The organism is Halomonas sp. MS1, assembly GCF_024182575.1.
Lineage (GTDB): Bacteria > Pseudomonadota > Gammaproteobacteria > Pseudomonadales > Halomonadaceae > Vreelandella.
The window spans coordinates 1,571,126-1,596,856 of the sequence record NZ_CP098926.1 but is presented as its reverse complement, the minus strand read 5'-3'; the positions used below and the strand labels follow the sequence as shown (position 1 = coordinate 1,596,856).

The following is a 25,731-nucleotide window of genomic DNA, read 5'->3' as shown; positions in this document are numbered from 1 at the left end:
TTCTCCTACCACCAGACCCCCGCCCTAGCGGGGGTCTGGCGTTTTAGGATGAACAACGCGACAATCTTCGCCATACACCAACGAGAAGCGCCATGGCCGATCGACTTTACACCCAAGACACCATTACCGCTCTGGCAACTCCTCCTGGCCGCGGCGGTGTTGGCATTATTCGCGTCTCAGGCCCTGCCTGCCGCGATATCGCTGCCGCTGTACTTGGCCACTGCCCTTCCCCTCGTTACGCTCACTACGGCCCGTTTTACGCCGCTGAAAGCGTTATTGATGAAGGCATTGCCCTGCTGTTCAACGGCCCCCACTCATTTACGGGCGAGGACGTGCTTGAGCTGCAAGGACATGGCGGGCCAATCATTATGGATATGCTGCTTGAACGCTGCCTACAGCTTGGCGCACGCCTAGCACGCCCAGGTGAGTTTTCAGAGCGTGCCTTTCTAAACGACAAGTTGGATTTAGCCCAAGCCGAAGCCATTGCCGACCTGATAGACGCCACTTCCCGTTCCGCTGCCGAAAATGCCGTACGTTCGCTACAGGGCGAGTTTTCCCAGCGTATCTCGACATTAGTGGAGCGACTCATTGAGTTACGGGTATACGTCGAAGCGGCGATTGATTTCCCTGAGGAGGAAATCGACTTTTTAGCCGATGGCCACGTCGCCAACCGTTTAGACAGCGTTCAGCAAGCGCTGACGGCGGTTCGCAAAGCTGCAGGACAAGGGGCACTGTTACGCGAAGGAATGAGCGTGGTGATTGCTGGACGACCTAATGCCGGTAAGTCTAGCTTGCTCAACGCACTGACCGAACAAGATACCGCCATTGTCACGGATATTGCCGGCACCACCCGTGACGTGCTGAGGGAATATATTCACATTGATGGCATGCCACTGCATATTATCGACACCGCAGGGCTGCGCGACACCCCCGATGCCGTAGAGAAAATCGGCGTTGCCCGTGCTTGGGAAGAGATCGAAAAAGCCGACCGCGTGCTGCTATTGGTAGATGCCTCCACGACTGATGCGACCGATCCTATGACTATTTGGCCGGAATTTGTCGCCAGGCTCCCCGATCAAACACGCCTGACACTGGTGCGAAATAAAATTGATACCAGCGCCGAACCAGCGGGCATTGATTTATCCACAACCCCACCAACGATCAGACTATCCGCGAAAACTGGCATGGGTGTGGGTAACTTAAAAACCCATCTAAAGGACATCATGGGGTTTTCTGCGACGACCGAAGGGCGATTCTCAGCCCGCCGTCGCCATTTAGACGCCTTAGATCGCGCCATGGTTGCACTGGAAACTGGACGCGCCCAACTAGATGGCTACGGTGCAGGGGAATTGCTGGCCGAAGACTTGCGCGATGCTCAGCAGGCGTTAGGCGAAATTACCGGTGAATTCAGCGCTGACGACCTGCTCGGCGAAATCTTTGGCAGTTTTTGTATCGGGAAATAATCACCTGCTTTGGTCACTAACAGACAGTGGCTAACAAGCTATTCGCCTACCAGCCACTCTGACCGATAGTCACTTTCCGAGCCTAGCAGCGGCGTAATGTGTGCCATCGCCGCCGCTAGACGCTCATCTAATCCCCAGGGCGGGTTAATCACTAGCATTCCACTACCGTACATGCCATGGCTTTGCTCGTTTGGCGTATGCCGTTGAAGTTCGCTGCGCCAAATTTTACGGATGCCACTCTCCCTCAAACCGTTTAGCAGCGAGAGATGGTTGCCTGCTGGTAGCAATGGATACCACACCAGGAGCACTGCATGTCGCGCTTTTGCCAAGCTATAAGTCACCGCATCAACCACCTCTAGATATTCCGCTTTACGTTCGTAGCTAGGGTCAATCAATACGCACAAACGCGGCGTTGCAACCGGTACCAGCTCACTCAAGCCTGCCAGGCCATCCCCATAAATTCGCTGCGCCTGCGGGGAAAGCGATTGGCTGCTTAAGTGCTCATGCTCACCTGGATGAAGCTCAAATAACGTCAGGCGATCTTGCTCACGAAGCGGCTGAGAAAGCCACCAAGGTGAGCCAGGATAATGGGTAAGCTCAGATGCATGGGGCTGGGCAGTTGCCAGCGTGGTTAGCCAACTATTTAGTAAAGGGTCGCTTAGCTGCTCGCTCGCTTTCCACAGCGGCCAAATGCCCTCACGGTATTCTTGAAGCCGCTGAGTCTCTTTGGTGTTAAGTGGATAGAGGCCTCGTCCCGCATGAGTATCTATATATGTAATGGCTGTTTTTTTACGTAATAAATAATCAACCACCGCGTAAAGCGTTAAATGTTTCTGCACATCGGCAAAGTTACCGGCATGGTAAGCGTGTTGGTAAGACAGCATAGTCGCTCGCTAACAGAGAATCGAAAAAAGCCCGCTATGTGAGCATAGCGGGCGTTTATCGGCAATGCCGAGGTTAGCTAATCAATCGTTAGCGTTAACCCTGGCCATTTCCCGTGGGAGTCAAGGTGATTTCAACACGGCGGTTTTGCGCCCGGCCTTGTTCAGAATTATTGCTAGCAACCGGCTGATTGGCCCCGTATCCCATGGTGTTTAATCGAGCAGAGGATACGCCATTTTGGCTAAGGTAATTACCCACAGACTGGGCACGGCGTTCAGACAGACGCTGGTTATAGTTTGCATCTCCGGTGCTATCAGTGTGGCCAGCAATGTTGACGCGGGTATCCTGGTACTGGGTCAGTACATTCGCTACCTGGTTAAGAGAGTTACGCGCCTCGCTAGTAAGCTCGGCAGAGTCGAAACCAAACGTAACGCCGCTGGGCATATTAAGCACAATATCGTCACCGCGACGATCAATCTCAATACGCGAGCCCTGGAGATTTTGGCGCAGCTGTTGCTCCTGACGATCCATGTAAACGCCTATACCGGCACCCGCTGCAGCACCTACCGCCGCACCAATCAATGCACGATCACGACGGCTAGTGCTGCCATCGCCAGACAGCGCACCGGCAGCAGCACCAATAGCCGCGCCAATGCCAGATCCCATCGCAGTGCTAGAGCGCTGCGTCTGACCGCCATAAGGGTCCGAGGTAGCACAACCAGCTAACAAAATGGCTGCCGCCAGCGGGGTCAGTAGTCGAGAAATACGCATCACTCACTCCTTGATAATCTTCAGGGTAATTGCTTTATATATCGCTGATCACTCATCGCTTATTAATGTCAGCAATTCATTCAAGAATAATAGACCTTGAGGCGATGCACGCAGCTTTTCGGGCATTTCCATTAAAAGTCCTTTTTCATACGCGCTTTGTAACCGTGAAAGTAACACGGCTGAGGGCTGTCCTGTGTAAGCCGTCCAGACATCCATTGCGACCCCATCGGTTAAGCGTAACGCATTCATCGCAAACTCAAGGGGTAGCTCCTGCGTTGCTATCAGCTGCTTACCAGCCACAAAGCCACGCGGATCATTTGCACGACGTAAATACGCCTCTGGCTGACGTGTTTTCCAGCGCCTTTCGATATGCCGTTGCCCCTGACTATCGACCGCCGTCAGCTTTCCATGCGCTCCTGCCCCAATACCCAAATAATCGCCAAACTGCCAATAATTGATGTTGTGGCGGCTTTGTAGTCCCGCTCGCGCGTAGGCAGAAATTTCATAGCGCCGCAAACCGGCTTGCTCAAGGCGTTGATGGCCAGCTTCTTGAATGTCCCAGAGAGCCTCTTCTTCTGGTAACACAGGCGGATGAGAGAAAAACGCCGTATTCGGTTCAAGCGTTAACTGATACCAGGAGAGATGCTCTGGCTCCAGAGCCAATGCTTGATCAATATCCTCCATCGCTTGAGCCGGGGTTTGTTTGGGTAGCCCATGCATTAAATCTATATTGAGGTTATCAAACCCAGCCTCACGCGCCTGGCGAACAGCATTGACCGCTTCTTGGCCGCTATGAATACGCCCCAACGCGCTAAGCTGTTCAGGGCGAAAGCTCTGAACTCCCAAAGACAAGCGATTGATCCCGGCTTCTCGATAACCAATAAAACGCTGCTGTTCGGTCGTGCCAGGATTCGCTTCAAGGGTAATTTCGATAGTCGAAGAGAACGGCAATCGAAGGCGTATCTCTTTGAATAATCGATCGTAAAAAGCTGGCGATAACAGGCTTGGCGTGCCACCACCAATAAAGATAGTTTGAATCTCTCTTTCATTCGCTAACGATAAATCACCCTCCAAATCACTGAGCAGGGCGTTTAGATAAGCGGCTTCGGGCAGCTCGTCAGTACTGGGCTCATGGGAATTAAAGTCACAGTACGGGCACTTACGTACGCACCATGGCGTATGGATGTATAGGGATAAGGGAGGCAATAGCTCAGCCATGCGCCACCTTCAACAGTTCAACCAAGCCCTGTAATGCTCGCCCACGATGACTCAGTCGGTTTTTGGTTTCACTGGATAACTCGGCAACACTCATTCCTTGGTCCGGTAACCAGAACAGAGGGTCATAACCAAAACCGCCATTACCTCGCGGGTGCGCCAGAATTTCACCTTCCCAACTGCGTTGCACAATCACAGGTACAGGGTCTTCTGCATGACGCAAATACACCAATACGCACCAATAACGTCCACTACGCTGGCCTTCAGCATAGCGACTGAGCAACGTTAATAACTTCTCATTATTGCGCTCGTCACTTTTAGGCTCACCGGCATAGCGCGCTGAATAGATACCCGGTGCACCGTGAAGCGCATCCACCTCTAGGCCTGAGTCGTCTGCCAATGCAGGTAACCCACTGATTCTACTTGCCTCACGAGCTTTCAGAAGTGCGTTTTCAACAAAAGTAAGCCCTGTTTCTTCCACATCGCCTACTCCAAATTCGGATTGCGGACGAACATCTAACCCAAGAGGTGCTAGTAATTGATTGAATTCTTTTAGTTTTCCTACATTTCCACTGGCTAAAACTAAGGTATTGGGCGATGCCATAACGATATCTCCAAAAAGAAGGTTAATGAGTTTACATATATCAAAATTTCTTCTAAAGCAGGCTTTCTGTTACTTAATGTAAATGTTAAAAACTAATTTAAAAACTGCTTATATTGTCAATAAACAATAATATAAACATATATTTACACACATTATTCTAAAAAATAATATGTATATTCAAATTGATTTCAGCAGATTTCTAATAACAAAACTTTACGAAATGTATCTTATAGGCAACACTTCTGAGAGCACCTGCTCACTCTTTCTTTCCACGAGGGCTTCCCAATGTCACAGGAAAAGACCACAGGTTTGGTGTATCTCATTACCGAAAAAAGTCCGCAATCACAGCTATTTGCAGACTATTTACACGATCACACCAACTGCTCAATTAGCATTTACTCGCCAGACGTCACCATACCCTCTTCACCCGTCGAAAAGCTGCTCATCCTAATTGACAGTGATCATATTAGTGTAGAGACATTGCCAGACTGGCAAGAGAAACTGCCAGAAGCGTTAACAAAAATCCCTCTAGCCGCTTTCAATATTCGCGATATGGACCATGCCCTAGAAGCTCTCTCGTGCGCTCAACTGAAAGGGGTATTTTATCGCAATGAGAGCTTAGAGGTATTTTGCAAAGGTATCCACGCGTTACTTGATGATGAGCTGTGGATGTCTCGTGAGTTAATGGCACGACTGATTCTTTTTTATCGCAAGTATCAAAGCAACGCGTTCCGCCCAGCCTGTGGATTAACCAACAGAGAAATGGAAATCATCTCTTTATTAAGCGCAGGTTCCTCCAACCAACAAATTGCCGATAAATTGTTTGTAAGTGAACACACTGTTAAGTCTCATCTTTATAACATCTTTCGAAAAATAAACGTGCACAATCGTATTCAAGCACTTAACTGGATCCATCAGAATCTTGGGCCAATTCTTCCTAATATAGAAACCGCACGCAGTTTACAACGTCATCGGTAGGTTTTTAAAAGGGTATATAGCCATGAATTTACGTCGCTATTTACTGGTCATTTTTATCAGTTTTATTGCATTAACTACTGATACATTTGCCAATGAACCAGCCAATTCTTCCCGGGCATTAGCCACCAGTGAGCAGGAAGAAGTCAACGCTATTAACCAACTATCAAGTCCCGATGGCCCAGAAATTCAAGGACAACGAAGTAGAGGTAGTGAACTTACCGGTATCATGGTCGACCGTACCGTCACCATGGCAGGCAAGACCTTCTATCGCGCTTTCAGCCAGCGGGCAATGGATAACCTCATTATCGGTAATGCCACGATTACCATTCAAGAACGTCCCGATGCCCGCTGGGGCAGCCAAATTGCCATCGTGGAAGGCAACCGGATGTACTTCAGAACACAGCTCTCTCCCAGGATTAGCGAAGCTGACCGCGTAGCAGGAGAAGCTGTAAATATCGTTGAGGAGGCACTTCTCCAGCAGCAGCTGGCATCTGCTCTTACCTCAGATAAAGACTTGGGAAAAGAGGAGTTATTCTGATGAAAAACTGCAGAAAAATGGCTTGCGCTACGTTCATAGTGTTAATGGGAATAGGTGCTCACGCGCATTCAGGTGATTTAATTTATAAACCTATTAACCCTTCTTTTGGCGGCGACCCTTTTACAGGTAGTTACCTGTTAGGTAAAGCCCAGTCACAGGATACCAATACAGATCCAAATGCACGTAGGGGGCAAACATTATCATCCACTGAGCGCTTATTACAAAGTTTAGAAAGTCGATTGATATCGCAGCTCATTTCCGATGTTAGCCGCGGTGAAGTCAGTGAGGGTAGCTTCGATAGTGATGAGTTCGGCGTTGTCGTGAGTGACAATAGCGGACAACTAATTGTGCGTGTGGTGGATAAAGTTACTGGAGATGTAACAGAGATTAGCGTTGGCGGTTTATTTAACCCTTAACAACATAACCGCTAAAAAAACCAGTAATAACGACTAACGCTATCTGCTTTGTCAGGGGATCATTATGAAAATTATCGCCTCAATTGTCATCGCTAGCCTACTGAGTGGCTGTGCAGGAATGGTGGCAACGTCCGAAAATTTAGAAGGTGCTGAAGCAACACTCACGCCCAGAGGAGCTACCTATCAGGATCTTGTATCGCTTCCGCCACCGTCAGGAAAGATATTTGTCTCTGTGTATGATTTTCGCGACCAAACAGGGCAATACCGGCCAGCTCCCGCCAGTACGTTTTCAACTGCGGTAACCCAAGGGGCTGCAGCCATGCTTACCGGAGCCCTGTCTGACTCTGGCTGGTTTATACCGCTTGAACGTGTTGGGTTACAAAACTTGTTAACTGAACGACGTATTATTCGCGCAGAATTCGAACGTTTTGGGCAGCCCGATACGCTGCCATCGTTAAGAGCAGCGTCGGTTATGTTAGAGGGCGGCATTATTGCTTATGAATCGAACGTACGGACCGGGGGAGCCGGTGCTGAATATTTTGGCATTGGGGCGTCAGGCCAGTACCAGGTAGATCAGGTGACGGTGAATTTACGTGCGGTGGAAATCTCAACAGGCGAAATATTAGCTAACGTGACCACCACCAAGACCATCTATTCAAAAGAGCTACGAGCTGGGGTTTATCGCTTTATTGATTTCAGACGCTTATTAGAGGCCGAAGCCGGTATAACTACAAACGAACCGGTTCAGCTCGCGGTAATGTCAGCAATAGAATCTGCTGTCATTCACCTTGTAGCGAGAGGCATCGAAAATCGATTATGGAATCTTGCTCCCGGAACCAGTATTCAAGACACCATTTTAGATGACTATCTTAATGCATCGATACCTATGCTTTAGTAAAAATTAATCAAGGGAACACTACTCAAATAAAACTATAAAAAACAATGGCCACTCGACAGAGTGGCCTTTTTTATTTAAAAAAACAAATACAATGCAATTAGAGAACTAACAAACCAGTAATTAAGAAAGTGGTAAACACAAAATATTATAAACGTTAAACATATAACCACAGCATTAAAAAAACTTCCTATAGCGTCATTTTCAGAATGGTCCAAACTCAATCCATGAAACAAAAAGACACATTGAGTTTCAAAAGGATTTAAAAATGAAACATTATAGCTATCGGCTCAGAACAACTACAGCGAACAAAATTCGTTGTCGTGCTGCGATAACGATAGCCATTGCACTGCTGACTTTTTCTTCTGTGTTACAAGCCAATGAGAATGAAAGCGACTTATTTAACAGAAGTGCAAGAGTTACTCAGTTTGCGGCCATTGATAACGCCGCGCTACACAGTAATCTAAGCATCATTCGTCAACAAGGTAACAATAATAAAGCAAGTGTTGCCCAGTCACGTTCTGTGAGTTATCAGCTTTCTAACTTTGCCTATATCGATCAAATCGGCAACGGTAATCAAGCAAGCATAATGCAAAGTAACGGAAATAATACCGGAATTATTTGGCAAGTAGGCGATGACAACACCGCCTCTATTAATCAGCAAGGTAATAGTTCCTCATTTAAAGCTGACATTTATCAAAATGGATTTAAGGGTGACGTTTCAATTTCGCAATCGGGCAGTGGCTTACGTGGTGTGAGTGTCCAGCAACAAAACCTTTCGGGCAATGCACGACCAGTCACTATCGATACCTACTGAGTCGCCAGCGGCTTCTCAGTAAACAACCAAAGCAAGTCGATCGAAAAAAAGGGGAAACACCATGAAAACTCAAATGACCGTTATCGCTGCTGCTGTTGCAATGGCTGTTAGTTTCTCTAGCCAAGCGCGTGACTTTGATGACTCTACAACAAACCCTGCTGCTAACGCAGGCTCAAACCCTGCTTTCATTAACCAGCAAGATATCCGTGAGGGCATGAACGGCTTTGATCGTGATGCAATGCGGACTTCGCTTATTTTCCAGACTGGTAACAATAACATGGCTGAAACTGATCAGTATGATGATGAGCAATACTCACGTGTTGGCCAGGAAGGTAATAACAACAACTCTTATGTCTATCAAAGCGGCGATCAGCATGAGTCGATTGTTTATCAGATAGGCAATCATAATGATTCAGTCGTCGTGCAAGATGGTGGCAGCCTTAACGACTCCTATGTACGTCAACAAGGCGACAACAACAGCTCTAATGTTGCTCAATTCCTGAACACTGCGCAAAGCGACTCAATTGTTGAGCAGTTCGGTAACGGAAACGATGCTGACGTTTATCAAGCATTAAATACTGACGAAACCTGGAGCTTTATCCATCAAGATGGCAACGACAATGAAGCCAATGTCCTTCAGGTTGAAGCAGACCTGAGCGCCTCCTATATTTTCCAAGGTGGCGACGGTCATGTAGCGAATGTCTTCCAGACAGGTAACAGCAACGTGTCAACCATTCGCCAGAACACCGTTGGTGGTAGCGCAGCTTCAGCAACTCACTTCCAGGCGGGTAACAACAACTCTGCTATCTCTACTCAGTGGTAAGCATCTTTGTAGGTACGTCTGTAAGTACTTACTTAGCTCAGAAAACCGCCCCCTTCGGGGCGGTTTTTTATGTTTAACGCACCATTACCGTTAACGTGCCGCCTTTTCCTTGGGTAGCAGAACGCGAGCGGTTGCTGCCTTTAAGAATATCGACTTCTAAACGATCATCTTCGCTGAGCAGTTTTACCGTACCTTCAAGCGTGGTGCCTTCAAAGGTAAATTCAGCGGGCACTGTACCGCGTGTTTCGGGGTGCTCAATGGTTTCATCGTTATGAGTAATGCGCCACTGGGCTGAGAATTCCGCGCCTGGTGTGCCGCCCATAGTGATATGAATCTGAGTCATATCCTGCTCCTGTGCGGCCATCCCCGTTAACGGTAGGCCAAGGGTGAGAACAGCAGTTAACAATATGCCGTTAAAGCGTGAAGAGTGCCAAGCCAGTTGTCGTTTCATCATGTGTTTACCTCACTAACCACAGAGCCGCTCGATAGGAGCGGCTCTTGAAGTGTAGCAGGCGCTTTACTTGATGTTACATAACCGCAAAGGCTTTTTCTGCAGCATCCAACGTTAGCTGAATATCTTCGGGCGTGTGGGCACTCGACATAAAGCCTGCTTCATAGGCAGAAGGTGCGAGGTACACACCGTGATCAAGCATGGCACCAAAGAAGCGGCGGAAAGCATCGGGGTTGCAAGCAGTGGCTTGGGCGAAGTTATCCACACGGGATTGCGACGTAAAGAAAACGCCAAACATGCCACCTGCGGATTGGGTCATCATCGGTACGCGGGCAGCGTTAGCACGCTCTTGCAAGCCAGTACACAACGTTTGCACCCGTTGAGTCAGCGCATCATGGAAACCAGGCACCTTAAGTTTGGTTAGTAGAGCAACCCCTGCAGCCATGGCCAGCGGGTTACCTGACAGCGTACCCGCTTGGTAAACCGGCCCCAGGGGCGAGATATTCTGCATAATTTCTTGTTTACCGCCAAACGCCCCAACGGGCATGCCGCCACCAACAATTTTACCTAAGCAGGTAAGGTCAGGCGTTACAGCGTAATGTGCCTGAGCGCCACCTAAAGCGACGCGAAAACCGGTCATGACTTCATCAAAAATCAAAATACTGCCGGATTCATTGCACACCCGGCGCAACGTTTCTAAGAAACCCGGCTGGGGAGGAATGCAGTTCATATTACCCGCGACCGGCTCCACGATAATGCAGGCAATTTGCTCTCCGATCTCTGCAAAGCATGCCTCCACCCCTTCAGGATCGTTATACGAAAGCGTGATGGTATGTTCAGCCAGTGATGCGGGTACACCTGGCGAGCTCGGTTCCCCGTGGGTTAACGCACCGGAGCCCGCTTTGACGAGCAATGAATCAGAATGGCCGTGATAGTTACCTTCAAACTTGACGATTTTGTCGCGCCCCGTTGTTCCGCGCGCAAGACGAATGGCCGACATCGTCGCTTCGGTGCCCGAGCTAGTCATACGCACCATTTCCATGGAAGGAATCATTTCACAGATCAGATCAGCCATGGTGGTTTCGACAGCGGTCGGCGTACCAAAGGAGAGGCCGTTATCTAACCGTGCTCGCACGGCGGCCAGTACATCCTGATCGGCATGCCCAGTGATCATCGGGCCCCATGAGCCGATATAGTCTACGTAGCGGTTACCTTCCACATCGAATAAGTAGGCACCCTGAGCACGTTCCATAAAAACAGGCGGGCGATGGAGGCCTTTAAAAGCACGAACAGGGGAGTTAACACCACCCGGAATGTGACGACTGGCGAGGTCAAATAGTTCTGCAGATGTGGTCATGGCATCCTCAACATTAATGGCTTACTGCCAATGAAATCAAAAGCGTACGGGGCGTGGCAAGCGTTTCGGTAAACACTGTCCGCTAGGGGGCTGATAGCCATGAGACAAACTCTCCCAGGTAAAGTGCTGAGCTTGCTCACAGGCAGTTGGTAAGCGCTCACCAACGGCTAAACGAGCCGCAAGCGCTGAGGCTAATGTACAACCTGATCCGTGAAATACTTCAGGCAAACGTGGCCACTGCCATTGGCGCGTGGTGTCAGGAGAGTGCAGCGTGTGCACAACCTGTTGCGTATTACCCGGGAGTGGATTGTCGGTGGCAGTCACAAGGACGCCTTGGCAACCCTGCGCCAGCAACGCAACAGCGCGCGCCGTGTCATCCAAAGGGTCGGTTATCTCAGGCGTCAGTGCAGCAAGCTCAAACCGGTTGGGCGTTACTATATCCACAAGCGGTAGCAAACGATCTATATAAAGCTGCTGCAAGGCGGGTGTGGATAACTTAGCGCCGCCACCTGCTTTTAATACCGGGTCTGCGACGACAGGGATTCCTGGAAAACGGCGGATAATTTGTTCCGCTGCACGCAGCGTCGCCTCATCCGCCAACAGCCCCAACTTAATAGCCGCAATTTGCATATCACCTAACGCTTCCGCCATTTGCCGCATTGCAGCAGGATCTGCAGGCAGGGTGCGTATCACATTATGGCAATTTTGAACGGTCAAAGCAGTTGGAATGGTGACTGCCCAGCCACCACAGGCAGCTATCGCTTCGCTATCAGCCACTAACCCAGCCCCCCCGGTGGGGTCATGGCCAGCTAGCACTAAAACAACGGGAGGAAGAGGTTGGCGCATCAAAAGGGCTTCACCACCGCCAGGATAATAATCGCGATTAACGCAATCACGGGCGCTTCGTTAAACCAGCGGAAAAACACATGGCTTTTGGTGCAGCGGGCTTGATCAAATTGCTTCAAATAAATTAAGCAAACATGATGATAGGCGATTAACAGAGCGACAAGCGTTAACTTAGCGTGCATCCACCCTTGGCTCAACCAATCGGGTACAAGATAAAGCATCCAGCCACCAAAGATCAGCACAATGATCATCGATGGCGTCATAATCCCACGGTACAACTTACGCTCCATGGTTTTAAAGTAAGTGATCGCTTGCTCATCGCCTGTGTCCCGCGCCATGGCGTGGTACACATACAGTCGCGGTAAATAAAATAGCGCAGCAAACCAGGTAACAACCGCCATCAAATGAATGGCCTTTACCCATAAATACATGGTCTCTCCTTAGGCGTTGGGCTCATTGCTGGGAATCAGCACCGCGGGGGTCAGTGTAGTGATAATAACGTTCGATAGCGCCACGCGTAATGATACCTGAAATTCGCTGCTGCTTTGGCCGATAACCATGCACGACATAGAGTGCGCCTAGCGCATTGTCCTGAAGTTTTAGAAACGCTTCCGATAGCGTTGCTTGTAAGCCGATAGGTGCCATTTCAAGCCGTTGCCCAGGGATCTCAAGCAAATCAATGAACTCGTCTTCTGGTGGGGCTTCGTCTTGCAGCGCTTCATCATGCTCCAGTAACCAACGCGCAAGCTCAGCGGCTTTAAGCGCCAGCACTGGTTTTTCTGCACTGGAGCGCTCAATCACTAGCCACACAGGATTCGTTTCCAACAGACGCCGTGCCTGATCAGGCGTAATCATTCGATCTGTGCGTACTAAGTGGCGCTCCATTACCGCTGGCACCGATACCCGCGAAAGCGCCTGCATTAAAGGCTGCTGTAACGGATGTAAGCCGTAGCGCACCGAGCTAATAAAAAAGCCCTCGCAACCGGTAAGCTGACGAGATGTTAGGCAGGCAACCACCACAACGAGCATGCCAGGCAACATGATATGTGGCGAATGCGTTAGTTCAAGTAACGCCATTAAGGCGGCAAGCGGTGCTTGCAATACCGCGCCCATCATTGCCGCCATGCCCAGCATGGCATAAATGCCAGGGTCTGCCGCTTTATCTGGCCATAACCAGCCGCCCAGCATTCCCCCTAGAGCACCGGTGGCAGCACCGACCACTAGCACGGGGCCAATAATGCCGATTGGTACACCACCTGCCACTGTAATGGCAGTAATCAATAACTTAGCGATCATCAACGCCAACAACACAGTAATCGCCAGCTGATTATTCAACATAGCCGCAACGCTGTCGTAACCAATGCCTTGCACTTCAGGAAACCACCACGCAACAGCGCCCGTTATCACCCCAACAGCACCTAACCTAAGCCATAGCGGCCACTGCTGTAGGTACTGACTGCGCGAAATATGAATAAATAAGCCCGCCAGCAGGCCGATCACCAAACCAATAATAACCACCCAAGGCACGTTCATTAGCGAGCCAAGGGCAACTTCAGGAATGCGAAACGCCGGTTCATTGCCATACACCAATTGAGCGACCAATGCCCCCATGGTAGAGGCGAGTATCACCGGCATAAAGCTCATCAGGGTGTATTCCATCATCACCACTTCCATGGCGAAAATCACCCCTGCGATTGGCGTATTAAATGATGCAGATATACCTGCCGCCGTACCGCAAGCAACCAACACCCGTAAACTGTTATTGGGCAAGCGAAGCTTGAGACCTAAGCCGCTGGATGCCGCTGCGCCCAGATGAATGGCAGGGCCTTCACGTCCTGCTGAGAGGCCACCCAGCACAGACACAACGCCCACCCACCACTGGTTAAGCCAGTTGCGCATAGGGAAACGTCCCTGGTGATAGGTGAGACGCTCAATCACATGGCCAACACCTAACTTACGGGCGGCAGCCTTTTGGCGATAGAGCAGTGTGCCAATCAACGTCACGGCAATCATCGGCAACAGTGCACGAAGCCATGGTGCGAGTCCTTCAAAAGCCTCAGGATTGCCCTCAGGCATATAAAGGGCAGCGCCGACCTCTAGCAATAAGCGAAAAGCCACCATCACCGCGCCTGTGATCACCCCTGACACTAACCCCAGCACACACAGCTGAGGCAGGGCATCAACATTCGCCAGTTGGCGACGAAAACTTTCTAAGGTGAAATCTGACCGGGAAAAACGTGCCACAACGTCCGTCCTTGCGCCTATTATTCGCTTTTACGCATCATGTTCGCGTTAGTGAACATATGCCTGTTTCCCTATAGCGCTCTTACGCGCCTGCTCTCTTGTGTATCATAGCTAGCTACAGTTCAACAGCCTGAGGTATCTCATTAGGCTGTTAATTATTGTTGGGTCTGACTGTGCGTAATGCGCAAGGAGTGGTTTGTGATTAAGGTTGGCATTGTAGGCGGTACCGGCTATACCGGCGTTGAGCTGTTACGGTTACTTGCCCAGCATCCCCAGGTAAGCGTAGAAGCCATTACCTCGCGCTCGGAAGCAGGCGTGAAGGTATGCGATATGTATCCCAACCTGCGCGGCCACTATGACGCCCTCACGTTTAGCGAGCCAGACGCCAAGAAACTGGGTGCACTGGATGCGGTGTTCTTTGCGACACCCCACGGGGTCGCCCATGCACTAGCAGGCGAACTGCTCGACAATGGCACGCGAGTAATCGACTTATCTGCGGATTTCCGGCTGCGCGACGCCGCCGAATGGAGCCAGTGGTACGACCAGCCCCATGGCGCCCCGGAACTGCTAAAAGAAGCCGTGTATGGCCTGCCAGAAATGCATCGTGAGAAAATCAAAAAGGCTCGCTTAATTGCCGTACCAGGATGCTACCCAACGGCTGTTCAACTCGGCTATCTGCCACTTTTGGAAGCTGGTTTGATTGACCCAGGCCAGTTAATCGCTGACTGCAAATCAGGCGTTACCGGCGCAGGCCGTGGTGCCAAAGTTGCCTCGCTGCTAGCCGAGGCCAGCGAATCGATGAAAGCCTACGGTGCGTCCGGACATCGCCATTTGCCTGAAATTCGTCAAGGCTTGAGCGATATGCAGTCAAACGCCGTAGGGCTTACCTTTGTGCCGCACTTAACGCCGATGATCCGCGGCATTCATGCCACGCTCTATAGTACGCTGACTGAAGAGCCAGGCGATTTACAGGCGCTCTTTGAGCAGCGTTACGCCCACGAGCCGTTTGTTGACGTCATGCCTGCAGGCAGCCATCCGGAAACTCGCAGCGTCAAAGGCAACAATACCTGCCGTATCGCTGTTCACCGTCCTGGTAATGGCAATACCGTAGTCGTGCTCTCGGTCATTGATAACCTCGTTAAAGGCGCATCAGGCCAAGCGATTCAAAACCTCAACCTCATGTTTGGCTTTGACGAAAATATGGGTCTCAACGCCCCAGCGTTGATGCCTTGAATCACACCAAATACCAGCATGCAGAGGGCAGCTCAAAGAGGAGGTCATTTGCCAGGGAAGGCAAATGTAGCGTCCAAGGAAGGATTCAAAGCGCCTCCTCGGCGAGCTACCCTCTGCTTGATACCCCAACACAATAGTTGACCATTTTGCTGGGAATTACCCATAATCACACTCCGATGCCGATTATTCGTTCTTAAAGCTCGCGGGAGGTACCCATGAGCGGTGCAGAAGCTTTTGTTCCAACGCCTCTACTATTGTCTGATAGTGCTCGGAAACGCATCCAAGCACTTATAGCAGAAGAGGCTAACCCTGCGCTGAAACTCCGCGTTTATGTCACCGGTGGTGGCTGCTCGGGGTTCCAGTATGGGTTTGATTTTGCTGAAAACGTGGCCGAAGACGACACGTTAATTGAATTTGGCGATGCGATCCTCGTCGTCGATCCTCTCTCCTACCAATACTTGGTGGGTTCAACCATTGACTATGAAGAAGGGTTAGCAGGTGCCCGTTTTCGTGTTCAAAACCCCAACGCTACGACCACCTGTGGCTGTGGAGCTTCCTTCATGGTCTAACCAACGTTGGTAACAACCCCCTCCCCGTGACTTGACGCCTTGGTGGTTTCTCGCCAAGGTTAAAAGGTCAATAACGGTTGCAGACGGAATTTATAAGCGTAAATCTTCTTTAAATCGCGTCGCTAACCAAATAAAACACGGGGAAACGAATGAATTACCTACTAAAAAAATCTGTCATTGCTACCGCCCTTGCACTGGGCTTAGGCAGTACCACTGTCGCGTTTGCACAAACGCCTACTGTCAATGTGGCCACTGACCCAAGCTTTGTCCCGTTTGAAATGATGGATCCAGAAACCGGCGAAATGATCGGTTTCGATATGGATATCATCAACGCAGTCGCCGAACGTGCAGGCTTTGAGGTTAACCTCACCACGATGGAATTCTCTGGCATCATTCCCGCCGTCCAAACCGGCAGCCAGGAAATCGCCCTTGCAGGCATCACCATTACAGATGAGCGTGCCGAAGTTGTCGACTTCTCCGCTCCCTACTATGACTCAGGTCTGCAAATTATCGTGCGCGCCGACAACGAAGAGGTCTCTTCGCTTGAGGACCTAGCGGGTCTCACCATTGCCACCAAAATCGGCTCTACCAGCTACGACTTCCTTCAACAGGAGCTCGGTGAAGATGCCGACATTACTCCCTATCCAGGCACCGCCGATATGTACATGGCGCTGTTAGGGCGTAACGTTGATGCCGTGCTGTACGACGCCCCTAACGTTGCCTACTTCTCACAGACCCGTGGCGAAGGCCGTACCAAAGTGGTTGGCCCGCTGTATGAAGGCCAGCAGTACGGTATCGTTTTCCATAAAGGCAGCGAGTGGGTAGAGCCTACCAACGAAGCACTTGCTTCCATGCGCGAAGACGGCACCTATGATGAAATTTACACCAAGTGGTTTGGTGAAGCCCCCAGCGCTGAATAACATCGCTGTTCGCTATCACTAACGAGCGCTTTTCATCTCAGGGCCGGGCGGCTATTCCCCCGGCCCTGTGTCGTTGTTTATTTTTCTGGAGATAACGCGTGGACGTTAACTTTCAGTTTGATTGGTCGGCCGCATTTGGGTCGATCCCTTATCTGTTACCAGGTATTCCTTGGACGCTGCTTATATCATTCGGCGGCCTAGCGATCGGCTTCTTTATTGGCATATTCTTTGGTTTATTGCGTATTAGCCCAGTGCGCTGGCTGCGCTGGCCAGCAGTTTTATACGTCGAAGTGTTTCGCGGCACGCCCATTTTAGTGCAGGTTCTGTTTATCTTTTATGGCTTACCCCAATTGCTGGGAGGCCCGATCAACGCACTCGTTGCCGGCATTGCCGCGATCGCCATTAATTCAGGGGCTTATATCTCTGAAATTGTACGAGGCGGCGTGCAGTCTATCGAACGTGGCCAGCGAGAAGCATCACTTTCGCTAGGCTTGTCTCGAACTCAATCTTTTCGCTACGTAATTTGGCCCCAAGCCCTACGGCGCATGATTCCTCCACTGGGTAACCAGGGCATCATCAGTATCAAAGATACCTCGCTATTTTCTGTTATCGGGGTCGGTGAATTAGTCCGCCAAGGGCAAATTTATATTGCCACTACCTTTACCGCACTAGAGGTCTATTTCATGGTGGCGCTGATGTACCTTGCCATCACCTGGACTCTCTCTTTGATTCTGCGCCAAATTGAGCGCAGAGGCCTCGCAGGACAATAAGGAACGTGCAATGACCTCTACCCAATCGCCAATTGTGCGTATGCAGCAGCTCAATAAGCATTTTGGCAGCCTGCACGTACTCAATAATGTTGATCTTGAAATTGTGCCTGGTGAAGTCGTCGTTATCATCGGTGCCAGTGGCTCTGGTAAATCAACGCTCATCCGCTGTATTAACGGCTTAGAAGAGTTTCAAGCCGGCTCTCTTGATGTTGATGGCAACCAATTACTGCCCAACGGTAAAAGCAGTAAAGCGCTACAAACTATCCGTACTGAAGTCGGCATGGTGTTTCAGCAGTTCAACCTTTTTCCCCACTTGAGCGTGCGCGACAACGTTACCCTTGCGCCCATGAAAGTGCGGGGGTGGAGCCGCCAAGATGCCGAAGAGACCGCTGAACGACTGTTAGAGCGCGTTGGTATTGCCGACCAAGCAGATAAGTACCCAAGCCAGCTCTCGGGTGGGCAGCAGCAGCGTGTGGCGTTAGCCCGGGCGTTAGCCATGGAACCCCGCCTGATGCTGTTTGACGAGCCTACATCAGCGCTTGACCCTGAAATGATTGGTGAAGTGCTGGATGCCATGCGTGAACTTGCCAAAGAAGGCATGACCATGGTGATAGTGACCCATGAAATGGGCTTTGCCCGTGAAGTGGCAGATCGCGTTATTTTTATCCATAAAGGCGAAATTGCCGAACAAGGCCCTCCCGAGCAACTGTTCGATACGCCACAACATGAGCGAACACAATCCTTTCTTGCACGTGTTTTGAAGCATTAATGTCGGAATTAATCTGACTTTTTTGCCCATTTTTGCCCCGTTAAATGGCCTGTCACCGCGACAGGCCATTTTTTTTGCCTGTGGATACTATTTTTTACACGCTGCATCATATTGCTCTACGACACCTACCATGAGCGCTAATCAGGTCTTTTTAAGCTACCAATCACACTTGTTCACAGGTGCGGTAACAAACTCGGTATGGGTCGGTGGATAACCCGTTGTCTGTCATGCCTGTGCATAAGCTGCACTTTCATCCACAGGAGTGGCACCGCTTCTACGCAGCTACTCCTCCGTTTAATCATGTAAAAGCTAACAATTTAAGAAACTGAAATATATAAACTTATTTGGGTTATCAACAGATTTTGTCCACACCAGTAGTTACAACATCAACAGAACTTCTCTTATATATTTTTATTTTGTTATTAATAATAGATGAATGCTTAGCTTGGGGTGTGGAAAAACCTGACGGTTACCCACAGGAGGTTTATACTGGCGGGCTTACTCAATCAGTGAACCAATACTGACTCACATCATCCGTGCCAAACGGCGCAAGACGAGGTGCCTCTTGAACTATCCCGACCGCTTTGACGTGATTGTCATCGGCGGTGGCCATGCGGGAACCGAAGCCGCATTGGCCTCTGCTCGTATGGGTTGTCAAACCCTATTGCTAACCCACAACATCGAAACGCTCGGCCAAATGTCGTGCAATCCAGCGATTGGTGGGATTGGCAAAAGCCACCTGGTAAAAGAAATTGATGCACTCGGTGGTGCAATGGGGCTAGCCACGGACTTAGGCGGCATCCAGTTTCGGGTATTGAACGCTCGTAAAGGTCCAGCCGTTCGAGCAACACGTGCTCAAGCAGACCGAATTCGCTACAAAGCTGCTATTCGGGGAATGCTGGAAAACCAGCCGAACTTAACGATTTTTCAGCAAGCCGCTGGCGATCTGATTGTGGATAACAACACCGTTCGAGGGGTTGTGACCGAAACAGGCATCCGCTTCCATGCGGAGTCCGTTGTGCTGTCAACCGGTACGTTTTTGGGTGGCGTTATCCACATTGGGTTAGATCAAAGCCGCGGTGGCCGCGCCGGTGACCCGCCGTCCAACGCGCTAGCTGAACGCTTACGCGCACTACCGTTTCGCGTTGATCGGCTAAAAACCGGGACGCCTCCACGAATTGATGCCAAAACCGTTGACTTCACATCGTTGGAAGAACAGCCAGGTGACACCCCAACGCCAGTCATGTCATACCTTGGTTCACGGGAGATGCACCCACAGCAGGTGAGTTGCCACATAGCGCACACCAATGAGCGCACCCATGAAATCATCATGGCGAATCTTGATCGCTCGCCTATGTATTCCGGTGTGATCGAAGGCGTTGGTCCGCGATACTGCCCATCGATTGAAGACAAAGTTCACCGCTTTGCCGACAAATCAAGCCATCAGGTATTTATCGAGCCTGAAGGGTTGGATACCCATGAGCTCTATCCCAACGGAATCTCGACGTCGTTGCCTTTCGATGTTCAGCTACAAGTGGTTCGCTCAATTAAAGGGTTAGAAAACGCTCATATCACACGGCCTGGCTACGCTATTGAGTACGACTTTTTTGATCCCCGGGATTTAAAACACTCCCTGGAAACTAAATTTATCCACAACCTGTTTTTCGCCGGACAAATCAACGGTACTACCGGCTACGAAGAGGCTGGAGCTCAAGGGTTGCTGGCAGGCTTGAATGCCGCTCGCCGCGCCAAACAGTTAGAGGCGTGGCATCCTCGCCGTGATGAAGCTTATCTCGGTGTGTTGGTGGATGACCTGATTACTATGGGCACCAAAGAGCCCTACCGCATGTTTACCTCGCGTGCGGAATACCGTCTGCTGCTACGCGAAGACAATGCTGATCTACGTTTAACGGAAAAAGGGCGTGAGCTTGGCTTAGTCGATGACAAACGTTGGGCGTTGTTTAGCCAGAAACGCGAAGCCATCGAGCGGGAAACAGCACGGCTAGCTACTGTTTGGGTGCAGCCCAATACACCAGCCGCCGCGAAAATTGCTGAAAAAACCGGTAGGCCGCTTCCCCGAGAGTACTGTTTAAGTGACTTGTTAAAGCGCCCAGAGCTTAGCTATGCAGATATTACATCGCTGCCTGGCATTGAAAGCGGTGGTGTTGACGATGAAGCGGTTGCCGAGCAAGTACAAATTCAAGCGAAATACCAGGGTTATATCGACCGTCAACAGGATGAGATCGATAAGCTCAAGCGCCATGAAGCAACACCGCTGCCAGCCGAGCTGGATTATCAACGGGTAGAAGGGCTATCCAACGAGATCCGTCAAAAGCTTAGTGAAACGCGCCCTGAAACCCTGGCGCAGGCGGCTAGAATTTCAGGCGTGACCCCTGCAGCGGTCTCTATTTTGCTAATACATTTGAAAAAACGTCGCTTAGTCAGTACTACCGAGGTCGTTAACGGATGAGTCAATTAACGCCGTTGATTAACAGCTTGCCTGAAACCGTTACCCCTCGGTTAGAAGAAGGGTTAGCAGCACTAGGAGCCACTGTAACCCCCCAACAGCGCGAACAGCTGCTAGGCTTGCTCGCGCTGTTGCACAAGTGGAATCAGGCTTATAACCTCACCGCTGTACGCGATGTTGAAGAGATGGTCTCACGGCACGTGTTGGATAGTGCTGCTGTCGCCCCTTATGTTCATGGGCCACAGATACTTGATGTAGGCGCTGGCCCCGGTTTGCCCGGCCTTGTGCTTGCTATCATGAAGCCTGAACTGCAGGTAACGCTACTCGATAGCAATGGCAAAAAAGTTCGCTTTCAACGTCAAGCAGTGATGGAGTTAGCGTTGACCAACGTCACGCCAACCCAAGCGCGTGTCGAGCAATTCAATGGCCAGACGTTTGATCAAGTGATTTCCCGAGCCTTTGCCAGCTTGGTAGACTTTATCTCGCTAACCCGAGCGCTACCGGCAGCTCATGGGCAGTGGCTTGCTATGAAAGGCCCAGGCGCTGATGATGAACTGCGGGAGTTGCCCGCCTATGTTGAGCTCCAGGCGCGTCACCTACTGCGTGTACCCTTCGAGACGGCCGAGCGGCAGCTGTTGATTCTGACCCCAAAAGGAGTTGAGTAGTGAGCCAGATCATTGCCCTGACCAACCAAAAAGGCGGTGTGGGCAAGTCCACTTCAGCCGTTAATCTCGCCGCCAGTTTGGCAGCACTTGATCGTCGTATCTTGCTGGTAGACTTAGACCCACAAGGGCATGCCAGCATGGGCAGTGGCATCGACAAGTACGCACTCGAAAAAAGTGTACTTGATGTGTTGCTGGGAGAAACAACCGCAAGCGATGCCATTGTTCGCGGGCTTCCAGTGAAATACGACGTCCTTCCAGGTAATGGCGACTTAACAGCCGCTGAAGTAGAGCTGCTCGATAGTGACCAGCGGCAAAGTCGTTTGTCGTTAGCACTGCAGACGGTGGCAGATGACTATGATGTCGTCCTCATTGACTGCCCGCCGTCGCTGAATATGCTTACCGTGAATGCGTTGACAGCCGCCAATGGTGTGCTTATTCCCTTGCAGTGTGAATTCTACGCATTGGAAGGGCTGTCAGCGCTGCTGGATACTGTTGAGCAGATTAAACAGAGCGTTAATCCTGATCTAGCCGTTTCTGGCATTCTGCGTACTATGTACGATAAGCGCACCAGTTTGACGCGTGAAGTTGACAAACAGCTGAGAGATTTTTTTGGCGATGCGCTGTTAAAAACAACCATTCCGCGCAATGTGAAGGTTGCTGAAGCACCAAGCCATGGCTTACCTGTTACTCAATACGCGCGTTTTTCGCGAGGTAGTCAGGCTTATCGTGTGCTAGCAAAAGAGATGATCCGGCGGCTATCGCTGTAACGTAAAAAGTACGAGGGGAAGCGAATGACGCGTAAACGCGCGCTAGGACGTGGCCTGGATGCCCTGATTGGTGCGGGCGCCCGTCGTCGTGACAGTTTAGATCTTACCGGTGGCGTAACGCTGGATAGTGCAGACACGTCACTGTTGCCTGCAGCACCAACGGAAGAAGCGGCGGCTGAACGGCTAGAACGGTTACCTCTTGGCCAACTTACCCGTGGTAAATATCAGCCGCGTCGGGATATTCAGCCAGAAGCATTAGAAGAGCTTGCCGATTCCATTCGTGCACAAGGGGTGATGCAACCTATTGTGGTTCGCCCAGTGGGTGAAAACCGCTATGAAATTATCGCGGGTGAACGCCGCTGGCGTGCTGCGCAGTTGGCTGAATTAGATGTTATTCCCGCCGTTATTCGCGATGTCAGTGATGAAGTAGCACTTGCTCTGGCGCTGATTGAAAATATTCAGCGTGAAAACCTTAATGCCATTGAAGAAGCACTTGCCTTAAAGCGCCTTGGCGATGAGTTTGAGCTTACCCAGCAGCAAATTGCTGATGCAGTTGGTAAATCACGCACTCAAGTCGCCAATTTATTGCGCTTGTTAGCGTTAGACCCTGAAGTGCAAACGCTGCTGGAACGTGGCGATTTAGATATGGGACATGCGCGAGCCCTGCTATCGCTTACCAGTACCCAGCAACGCCAAATTGCTCATGAAGTGGTCAATAATGATTTAACCGTTCGTGACACAGAAGCGTTGGTTAAAAAAGTCCAAGCTAACCAGATGCCTGCCCAGACACCGCCGCGCACTGCCAAAACACCGGATGTTGCACGACTTGAAACACATCTGGGGGAATTACTTGGCGCGCCCGTCTCTATTGACCACGGGCAAAAAGGGAAGGGGAAAGTGACAATTCGTTATACCAGTCTTGAAGAGCTCGATGGGATTCTAGGGCATATTAAATAGCAGGCTTACTAAATAGACGCTTATTTTAACCCTTTGGTCGCAAGTCGACACCGAATCGCGCGAAATCGGCGCAACTTCGGTTGAAGGTATGATAGCGCTTCCCTATAATCGCGCAAGATTTGTGCAGGTGACGGATGATTTATTGAGCAACAAGTTGTAAGCGTGACTCATTTATTGTGCTGGGGAATCATGTGCTGAAGATCTATCTGAAGAATTATGCAGCGACTTGAGACCCAACGGCGAAAAGCTTACTTCTTCAGGCTGACAGCAATTCAGCTGCTAATGACGCTAGTCGGTATGCTATTGGCTTTCCCTGTTGCTCATATGGCAGGCGTATTGTCGGTAGCTACAGGAGCATTAGTGGCGATGTTGCCGCACATTTTTTTTATACAGCGAATGGGAATTTTTCGAACAAGGCATCGCGCTCCGCGCGCAATGGACCTATTTCGCGCCGAAGCAGGCAAGTTTGGTTTGACGGTGGCACTTTTTTCATTGGTGTTCGTTGTAGTGCCCCCCTCAAACCCCGCTTTCTTTTTTTGCGCTTATGTTGCGATTGTTCTGACGCATTGGTTAGCACCATGGCTAATGCTTGGGAATCGCACAACTAATTGAGGTGACATGTCTATGGCCGCAGGAAACGAAGTCTCAACGACTTACTATATCCAGCACCACTTGCAGAACCTAACCTTTGGCAAGCATCCAGAAAATGGTTGGTCGCTGGCACATTCGGCAGAAGAAGCGAGTGAGATGGGCTTTTGGGCTATCCATCTGGATACCATGGGCTGGTCCATTGCGATGGGTTTGTTGTTTATCTGGCTTTTCCGTAAAGCGGGTAAAATGGCAACCACTGGCGTGCCAGGCGGACTGCAAAATGCCGTAGAGATGGTGTTTGAATTTGTTGAAGATATGATCAAAGGGGCTTTTAAAGGGCATAACCCGATTATTGCGCCGCTTGCATTAACGTTGTTCGTGTGGATTCTGTTCATGAACACGCTGAAAATTATCCCGGTCGACTATTTCCCAATGTTGTTCAGTAAACTGGGCGTCGATTACATGAAGATTGTGCCGACTACTGATGTTAATGCCACATTGGGGCTAGCACTGGGTGTTTTCGGTCTGATTCTTTACTACAGCTTCAAGGTGAAAGGCGTTGGCGGCTTTGCCAAAGAGCTTTCATTGACACCTTTCAACCATTGGGCCTTGATTCCTTTCAATTTGCTGCTTGAAATCGTTGCCCTACTTGTTAAACCGTTCAGTTTGGCGATGCGTCTTTTCGGCAACATGTTTGCCGGTGAAGTTATTTTTATCTTGATTGCTATGCTGCCGTTCTGGGCAATCTGGGTACTCGACGTGCCGTGGGCGATTTTCCACATCTTGATTGTCGTTCTTCAGGCATTCATTTTTACCGTATTGTCAGTGGTGTATTTAAGCGCTGCGCACGAGCATCACTAAGACGTGCTGCTTGTTAGAGATTAACCCTTAACATCAACCCTCAACCTTGACCTTTAACTTGAAAAACTAGGAGCATTACCATGGAACTAATCTACATTGCTGCCTCCATCATGATCGGCTTAGGCGCTCTGGGCACCGGTATCGGTTTCGCTATCCTCGGTGGCAAATTGATCGAATCTACGGCTCGTCAGCCGGAGCTTGGTGACCAACTTCAAACCAAAACCTTCCTAATGGCTGGTCTGCTGGATGCTGTACCGATGATCGGTGTTGGTATCGCGATGTACCTGATCTTCGTTGTTGCCGGTTAATGACAGCTTAGCCGGGCGGCAGTCCCGCTCGGTTTTGTTTCACTCCGGTCGCCACGAACTTGTCAGAGGTACATCCCTGTGAATATCAACATGACGCTTATCGGGCAGACGATCGCCTTCGCGATCTTTGTCTGGTTTTGCATAAAGTATGTGTGGCCTCCGATCAGCAACGCGCTTCACGAGCGTCAAAAGAAAATTGCTGATGGCTTAGACGCAGCCAGCCGTGCTACTCGCGATCTTGAGCTTGCTCAAGAACGTGCAGAGCAAACACTGCGTGAAAGCAAGGAGCAGGCTTCTCAAATCCTCGAGCAAGCCAATAAGCGCTCTGCTCAAATGGTTGAAGAAGCACGCGAACAGGCCCGCGCCGAAGGCGAACGCCTCATGGTTAGTGCACGTTCTGAAATTGAGCAAGAAGTTAATCGTGCAAAAGACGAGCTTCGTGCCCAAGTTTCTCATCTTGCCATTATTGGTGCCGAGCGTGTGCTAGAAGCTTCGGTCGACGAGAAAGCACATCGCAAGTTACTTGATGAGCTTGCTGCTGAACTGTAAGGAGG

The 25,731-nt window shown here is 50.3% G+C and carries 29 protein-coding genes; 20 read left to right on the top strand and 9 right to left on the bottom strand.

The features are described from left to right. Positions 1–92: 92 nt before the first annotated feature. Complete coding sequence (gene mnmE / locus NF683_RS07155) at positions 93–1,463, top strand: tRNA uridine-5-carboxymethylaminomethyl(34) synthesis GTPase MnmE (protein ID WP_253921639.1); 1,371 nt, start codon at positions 93–95, stop codon at positions 1,461–1,463. A gap of 38 nt (positions 1,464–1,501) precedes the next feature. Here the strand turns inward: mnmE and NF683_RS07150 are convergent, their stop codons facing one another. From NF683_RS07150 to rdgB, 4 genes are all read right to left on the bottom strand, one after another. Further along, positions 1,502–2,347: a 23S rRNA (adenine(2030)-N(6))-methyltransferase RlmJ gene (locus NF683_RS07150; RefSeq protein WP_193067898.1), complete on the bottom strand. Its 846-nt coding sequence runs from the start codon at positions 2,345–2,347 to the stop codon at positions 1,502–1,504. A 94-nt stretch (positions 2,348–2,441) separates the two neighbouring features. Then, positions 2,442–3,116 carry an OmpA family protein gene (locus NF683_RS07145; RefSeq protein WP_089040124.1) on the bottom strand — a complete coding sequence of 225 codons (675 nt, stop codon included), beginning with the start codon at positions 3,114–3,116 and terminating at the stop codon, positions 2,442–2,444. Between the two features lie 48 nt (positions 3,117–3,164). Further along, entirely contained in the window at positions 3,165–4,334 is a 1,170-nt protein-coding gene (hemW, locus tag NF683_RS07140) for a radical SAM family heme chaperone HemW (protein ID WP_253921638.1), read from the bottom strand. Beyond that, positions 4,327–4,935, bottom strand: a complete 609-nt coding sequence (rdgB, locus tag NF683_RS07135) for an RdgB/HAM1 family non-canonical purine NTP pyrophosphatase (protein WP_253921637.1) — start codon at positions 4,933–4,935, stop codon at positions 4,327–4,329. The genes hemW and rdgB overlap by 8 nt, the downstream gene beginning before the upstream one ends. 285 nt (positions 4,936–5,220) lie before the next feature. Between rdgB and NF683_RS07130 the strand changes: the two genes are divergently transcribed. From NF683_RS07130 to NF683_RS07105, 6 genes are all read left to right on the top strand, one after another. Next, positions 5,221–5,913: a response regulator transcription factor gene (locus NF683_RS07130; protein WP_089040127.1), complete on the top strand. Its 693-nt coding sequence runs from the start codon at positions 5,221–5,223 to the stop codon at positions 5,911–5,913. A gap of 22 nt (positions 5,914–5,935) precedes the next feature. Continuing rightward, positions 5,936–6,451 carry a CsgE family curli-type amyloid fiber assembly protein gene (locus tag NF683_RS07125; RefSeq protein ID WP_089040128.1) on the top strand — a complete coding sequence of 172 codons (516 nt, stop codon included), beginning with the start codon at positions 5,936–5,938 and terminating at the stop codon, positions 6,449–6,451. Continuing rightward, positions 6,451–6,867 (top strand): curli assembly protein CsgF, encoded by a 417-nt coding sequence (locus NF683_RS07120; protein ID WP_089040129.1) that lies wholly within the window; start codon positions 6,451–6,453, stop codon positions 6,865–6,867. Before NF683_RS07125 ends, NF683_RS07120 begins: the two co-directional genes overlap by 1 nt. Before the next feature lie 64 nt (positions 6,868–6,931). Continuing rightward, on the top strand, positions 6,932–7,762 hold the full coding sequence (locus NF683_RS07115; RefSeq protein WP_089040130.1) for a CsgG/HfaB family protein: 831 nt from the start codon (positions 6,932–6,934) through the stop codon (positions 7,760–7,762). Between the two features lie 268 nt (positions 7,763–8,030). Further along, positions 8,031–8,579 (top strand): hypothetical protein, encoded by a 549-nt coding sequence (locus NF683_RS07110; RefSeq protein ID WP_253921636.1) that lies wholly within the window; start codon positions 8,031–8,033, stop codon positions 8,577–8,579. A gap of 61 nt (positions 8,580–8,640) precedes the next feature. Beyond that, positions 8,641–9,402, top strand: coding sequence for a hypothetical protein (locus NF683_RS07105; RefSeq protein WP_193085104.1), 762 nt, complete (start codon positions 8,641–8,643; stop codon positions 9,400–9,402). Positions 9,403–9,475: 73 nt separating this feature from the next. Here NF683_RS07105 and NF683_RS07100 read toward each other — a convergent pair whose 3' ends face one another. From NF683_RS07100 to NF683_RS07080, 5 genes are all read right to left on the bottom strand, one after another. Continuing rightward, entirely contained in the window at positions 9,476–9,856 is a 381-nt protein-coding gene (locus tag NF683_RS07100) for a hypothetical protein (protein ID WP_226916919.1), read from the bottom strand. Positions 9,857–9,929: 73 nt separating this feature from the next. Further along, a complete protein-coding gene (hemL, locus tag NF683_RS07095; protein ID WP_253921635.1) occupies positions 9,930–11,210 on the bottom strand; it encodes a glutamate-1-semialdehyde 2,1-aminomutase in 1,281 nt (426 codons plus the stop codon). Positions 11,211–11,246: 36 nt separating this feature from the next. Beyond that, complete coding sequence (thiD, locus tag NF683_RS07090) at positions 11,247–12,056, bottom strand: bifunctional hydroxymethylpyrimidine kinase/phosphomethylpyrimidine kinase (RefSeq protein WP_193060564.1); 810 nt, start codon at positions 12,054–12,056, stop codon at positions 11,247–11,249. Further along, positions 12,056–12,487, bottom strand: coding sequence for a protoporphyrinogen oxidase HemJ (gene hemJ / locus NF683_RS07085; RefSeq protein ID WP_089040135.1), 432 nt, complete (start codon positions 12,485–12,487; stop codon positions 12,056–12,058). Before hemJ ends, thiD begins: the two co-directional genes overlap by 1 nt. 22 nt (positions 12,488–12,509) lie before the next feature. Continuing rightward, complete coding sequence (locus NF683_RS07080) at positions 12,510–14,300, bottom strand: chloride channel protein (protein WP_253921634.1); 1,791 nt, start codon at positions 14,298–14,300, stop codon at positions 12,510–12,512. Between the two features lie 198 nt (positions 14,301–14,498). Between NF683_RS07080 and argC the strand changes: the two genes are divergently transcribed. From argC to NF683_RS07015, 13 genes are all read left to right on the top strand, one after another. Further along, positions 14,499–15,533 carry an N-acetyl-gamma-glutamyl-phosphate reductase gene (argC, locus tag NF683_RS07075; protein WP_089040137.1) on the top strand — a complete coding sequence of 345 codons (1,035 nt, stop codon included), beginning with the start codon at positions 14,499–14,501 and terminating at the stop codon, positions 15,531–15,533. A gap of 215 nt (positions 15,534–15,748) precedes the next feature. After that, positions 15,749–16,102, top strand: a complete 354-nt coding sequence (gene erpA, locus NF683_RS07070) for an iron-sulfur cluster insertion protein ErpA (RefSeq protein WP_038479889.1) — start codon at positions 15,749–15,751, stop codon at positions 16,100–16,102. Between the two features lie 149 nt (positions 16,103–16,251). After that, the gene (locus NF683_RS07065; RefSeq protein WP_038479887.1) at positions 16,252–17,022 is read left to right on the top strand and encodes a transporter substrate-binding domain-containing protein; all 771 of its coding nucleotides are present in this window, start codon (positions 16,252–16,254) and stop codon (positions 17,020–17,022) included. A gap of 98 nt (positions 17,023–17,120) precedes the next feature. After that, entirely contained in the window at positions 17,121–17,792 is a 672-nt protein-coding gene (locus NF683_RS07060; RefSeq protein ID WP_038479884.1) for an amino acid ABC transporter permease, read from the top strand. Between the two features lie 10 nt (positions 17,793–17,802). Next, positions 17,803–18,561 carry an amino acid ABC transporter ATP-binding protein gene (locus NF683_RS07055; RefSeq protein WP_038479881.1) on the top strand — a complete coding sequence of 253 codons (759 nt, stop codon included), beginning with the start codon at positions 17,803–17,805 and terminating at the stop codon, positions 18,559–18,561. Positions 18,562–19,126: 565 nt separating this feature from the next. Beyond that, complete coding sequence (mnmG, locus tag NF683_RS07050) at positions 19,127–21,031, top strand: tRNA uridine-5-carboxymethylaminomethyl(34) synthesis enzyme MnmG (RefSeq protein ID WP_253921633.1); 1,905 nt, start codon at positions 19,127–19,129, stop codon at positions 21,029–21,031. Further along, positions 21,028–21,693, top strand: a complete 666-nt coding sequence (gene rsmG / locus NF683_RS07045; protein ID WP_253921632.1) for a 16S rRNA (guanine(527)-N(7))-methyltransferase RsmG — start codon at positions 21,028–21,030, stop codon at positions 21,691–21,693. The genes mnmG and rsmG overlap by 4 nt, the downstream gene beginning before the upstream one ends. Beyond that, on the top strand, positions 21,693–22,460 hold the full coding sequence (locus NF683_RS07040) for a ParA family protein (RefSeq protein ID WP_193060558.1): 768 nt from the start codon (positions 21,693–21,695) through the stop codon (positions 22,458–22,460). The genes rsmG and NF683_RS07040 overlap by 1 nt, the downstream gene beginning before the upstream one ends. Before the next feature lie 24 nt (positions 22,461–22,484). Further along, the gene (locus NF683_RS07035; protein ID WP_253921631.1) at positions 22,485–23,417 is read left to right on the top strand and encodes a ParB/RepB/Spo0J family partition protein; all 933 of its coding nucleotides are present in this window, start codon (positions 22,485–22,487) and stop codon (positions 23,415–23,417) included. A gap of 216 nt (positions 23,418–23,633) precedes the next feature. Further along, the gene (locus NF683_RS07030) at positions 23,634–24,029 is read left to right on the top strand and encodes an ATP synthase subunit I (RefSeq protein WP_342760370.1); all 396 of its coding nucleotides are present in this window, start codon (positions 23,634–23,636) and stop codon (positions 24,027–24,029) included. 12 nt (positions 24,030–24,041) lie between these two features. After that, positions 24,042–24,869, top strand: coding sequence for a F0F1 ATP synthase subunit A (atpB, locus tag NF683_RS07025; protein WP_089040967.1), 828 nt, complete (start codon positions 24,042–24,044; stop codon positions 24,867–24,869). Between the two features lie 80 nt (positions 24,870–24,949). Next, entirely contained in the window at positions 24,950–25,177 is a 228-nt protein-coding gene (atpE, locus tag NF683_RS07020) for a F0F1 ATP synthase subunit C (RefSeq protein ID WP_038479860.1), read from the top strand. Between the two features lie 78 nt (positions 25,178–25,255). Next, complete coding sequence (locus NF683_RS07015) at positions 25,256–25,726, top strand: F0F1 ATP synthase subunit B (RefSeq protein ID WP_038479857.1); 471 nt, start codon at positions 25,256–25,258, stop codon at positions 25,724–25,726. Positions 25,727–25,731 lie beyond the last annotated feature (5 nt).

Excerpts from the sequence above, each read along its gene's own strand:
- mnmE (WP_253921639.1), top strand. The coding sequence starts at position 93 with ATGGCCGATCGACTTTACACCCAAGACACCATTACCGCTCTGGCAACT.
- NF683_RS07150 (WP_193067898.1), bottom strand. The coding sequence starts at position 2,347 with ATGCTGTCTTACCAACACGCTTACCATGCCGGTAACTTTGCCGATGTG.
- NF683_RS07145 (WP_089040124.1), bottom strand. The coding sequence starts at position 3,116 with ATGCGTATTTCTCGACTACTGACCCCGCTGGCGGCAGCCATTTTGTTA.
- hemW (WP_253921638.1), bottom strand. The coding sequence starts at position 4,334 with ATGGCTGAGCTATTGCCTCCCTTATCCCTATACATCCATACGCCATGG.
- rdgB (WP_253921637.1), bottom strand. The coding sequence starts at position 4,935 with ATGGCATCGCCCAATACCTTAGTTTTAGCCAGTGGAAATGTAGGAAAA.
- NF683_RS07130 (WP_089040127.1), top strand. The coding sequence starts at position 5,221 with ATGTCACAGGAAAAGACCACAGGTTTGGTGTATCTCATTACCGAAAAA.
- NF683_RS07125 (WP_089040128.1), top strand. The coding sequence starts at position 5,936 with ATGAATTTACGTCGCTATTTACTGGTCATTTTTATCAGTTTTATTGCA.
- NF683_RS07120 (WP_089040129.1), top strand. The coding sequence starts at position 6,451 with ATGAAAAACTGCAGAAAAATGGCTTGCGCTACGTTCATAGTGTTAATG.
- NF683_RS07115 (WP_089040130.1), top strand. The coding sequence starts at position 6,932 with ATGAAAATTATCGCCTCAATTGTCATCGCTAGCCTACTGAGTGGCTGT.
- NF683_RS07110 (WP_253921636.1), top strand. The coding sequence starts at position 8,031 with ATGAAACATTATAGCTATCGGCTCAGAACAACTACAGCGAACAAAATT.
- NF683_RS07105 (WP_193085104.1), top strand. The coding sequence starts at position 8,641 with ATGAAAACTCAAATGACCGTTATCGCTGCTGCTGTTGCAATGGCTGTT.
- NF683_RS07100 (WP_226916919.1), bottom strand. The coding sequence starts at position 9,856 with ATGATGAAACGACAACTGGCTTGGCACTCTTCACGCTTTAACGGCATA.
- hemL (WP_253921635.1), bottom strand. The coding sequence starts at position 11,210 with ATGACCACATCTGCAGAACTATTTGACCTCGCCAGTCGTCACATTCCG.
- thiD (WP_193060564.1), bottom strand. The coding sequence starts at position 12,056 with ATGCGCCAACCTCTTCCTCCCGTTGTTTTAGTGCTAGCTGGCCATGAC.
- hemJ (WP_089040135.1), bottom strand. The coding sequence starts at position 12,487 with ATGTATTTATGGGTAAAGGCCATTCATTTGATGGCGGTTGTTACCTGG.
- erpA (WP_038479889.1), top strand. The coding sequence starts at position 15,749 with ATGAGCGGTGCAGAAGCTTTTGTTCCAACGCCTCTACTATTGTCTGAT.
- NF683_RS07065 (WP_038479887.1), top strand. The coding sequence starts at position 16,252 with ATGAATTACCTACTAAAAAAATCTGTCATTGCTACCGCCCTTGCACTG.
- NF683_RS07055 (WP_038479881.1), top strand. The coding sequence starts at position 17,803 with ATGACCTCTACCCAATCGCCAATTGTGCGTATGCAGCAGCTCAATAAG.
- rsmG (WP_253921632.1), top strand. The coding sequence starts at position 21,028 with ATGAGTCAATTAACGCCGTTGATTAACAGCTTGCCTGAAACCGTTACC.
- NF683_RS07035 (WP_253921631.1), top strand. The coding sequence starts at position 22,485 with ATGACGCGTAAACGCGCGCTAGGACGTGGCCTGGATGCCCTGATTGGT.
- NF683_RS07030 (WP_342760370.1), top strand. The coding sequence starts at position 23,634 with ATGCAGCGACTTGAGACCCAACGGCGAAAAGCTTACTTCTTCAGGCTG.
- atpB (WP_089040967.1), top strand. The coding sequence starts at position 24,042 with ATGGCCGCAGGAAACGAAGTCTCAACGACTTACTATATCCAGCACCAC.
- atpE (WP_038479860.1), top strand. The coding sequence starts at position 24,950 with ATGGAACTAATCTACATTGCTGCCTCCATCATGATCGGCTTAGGCGCT.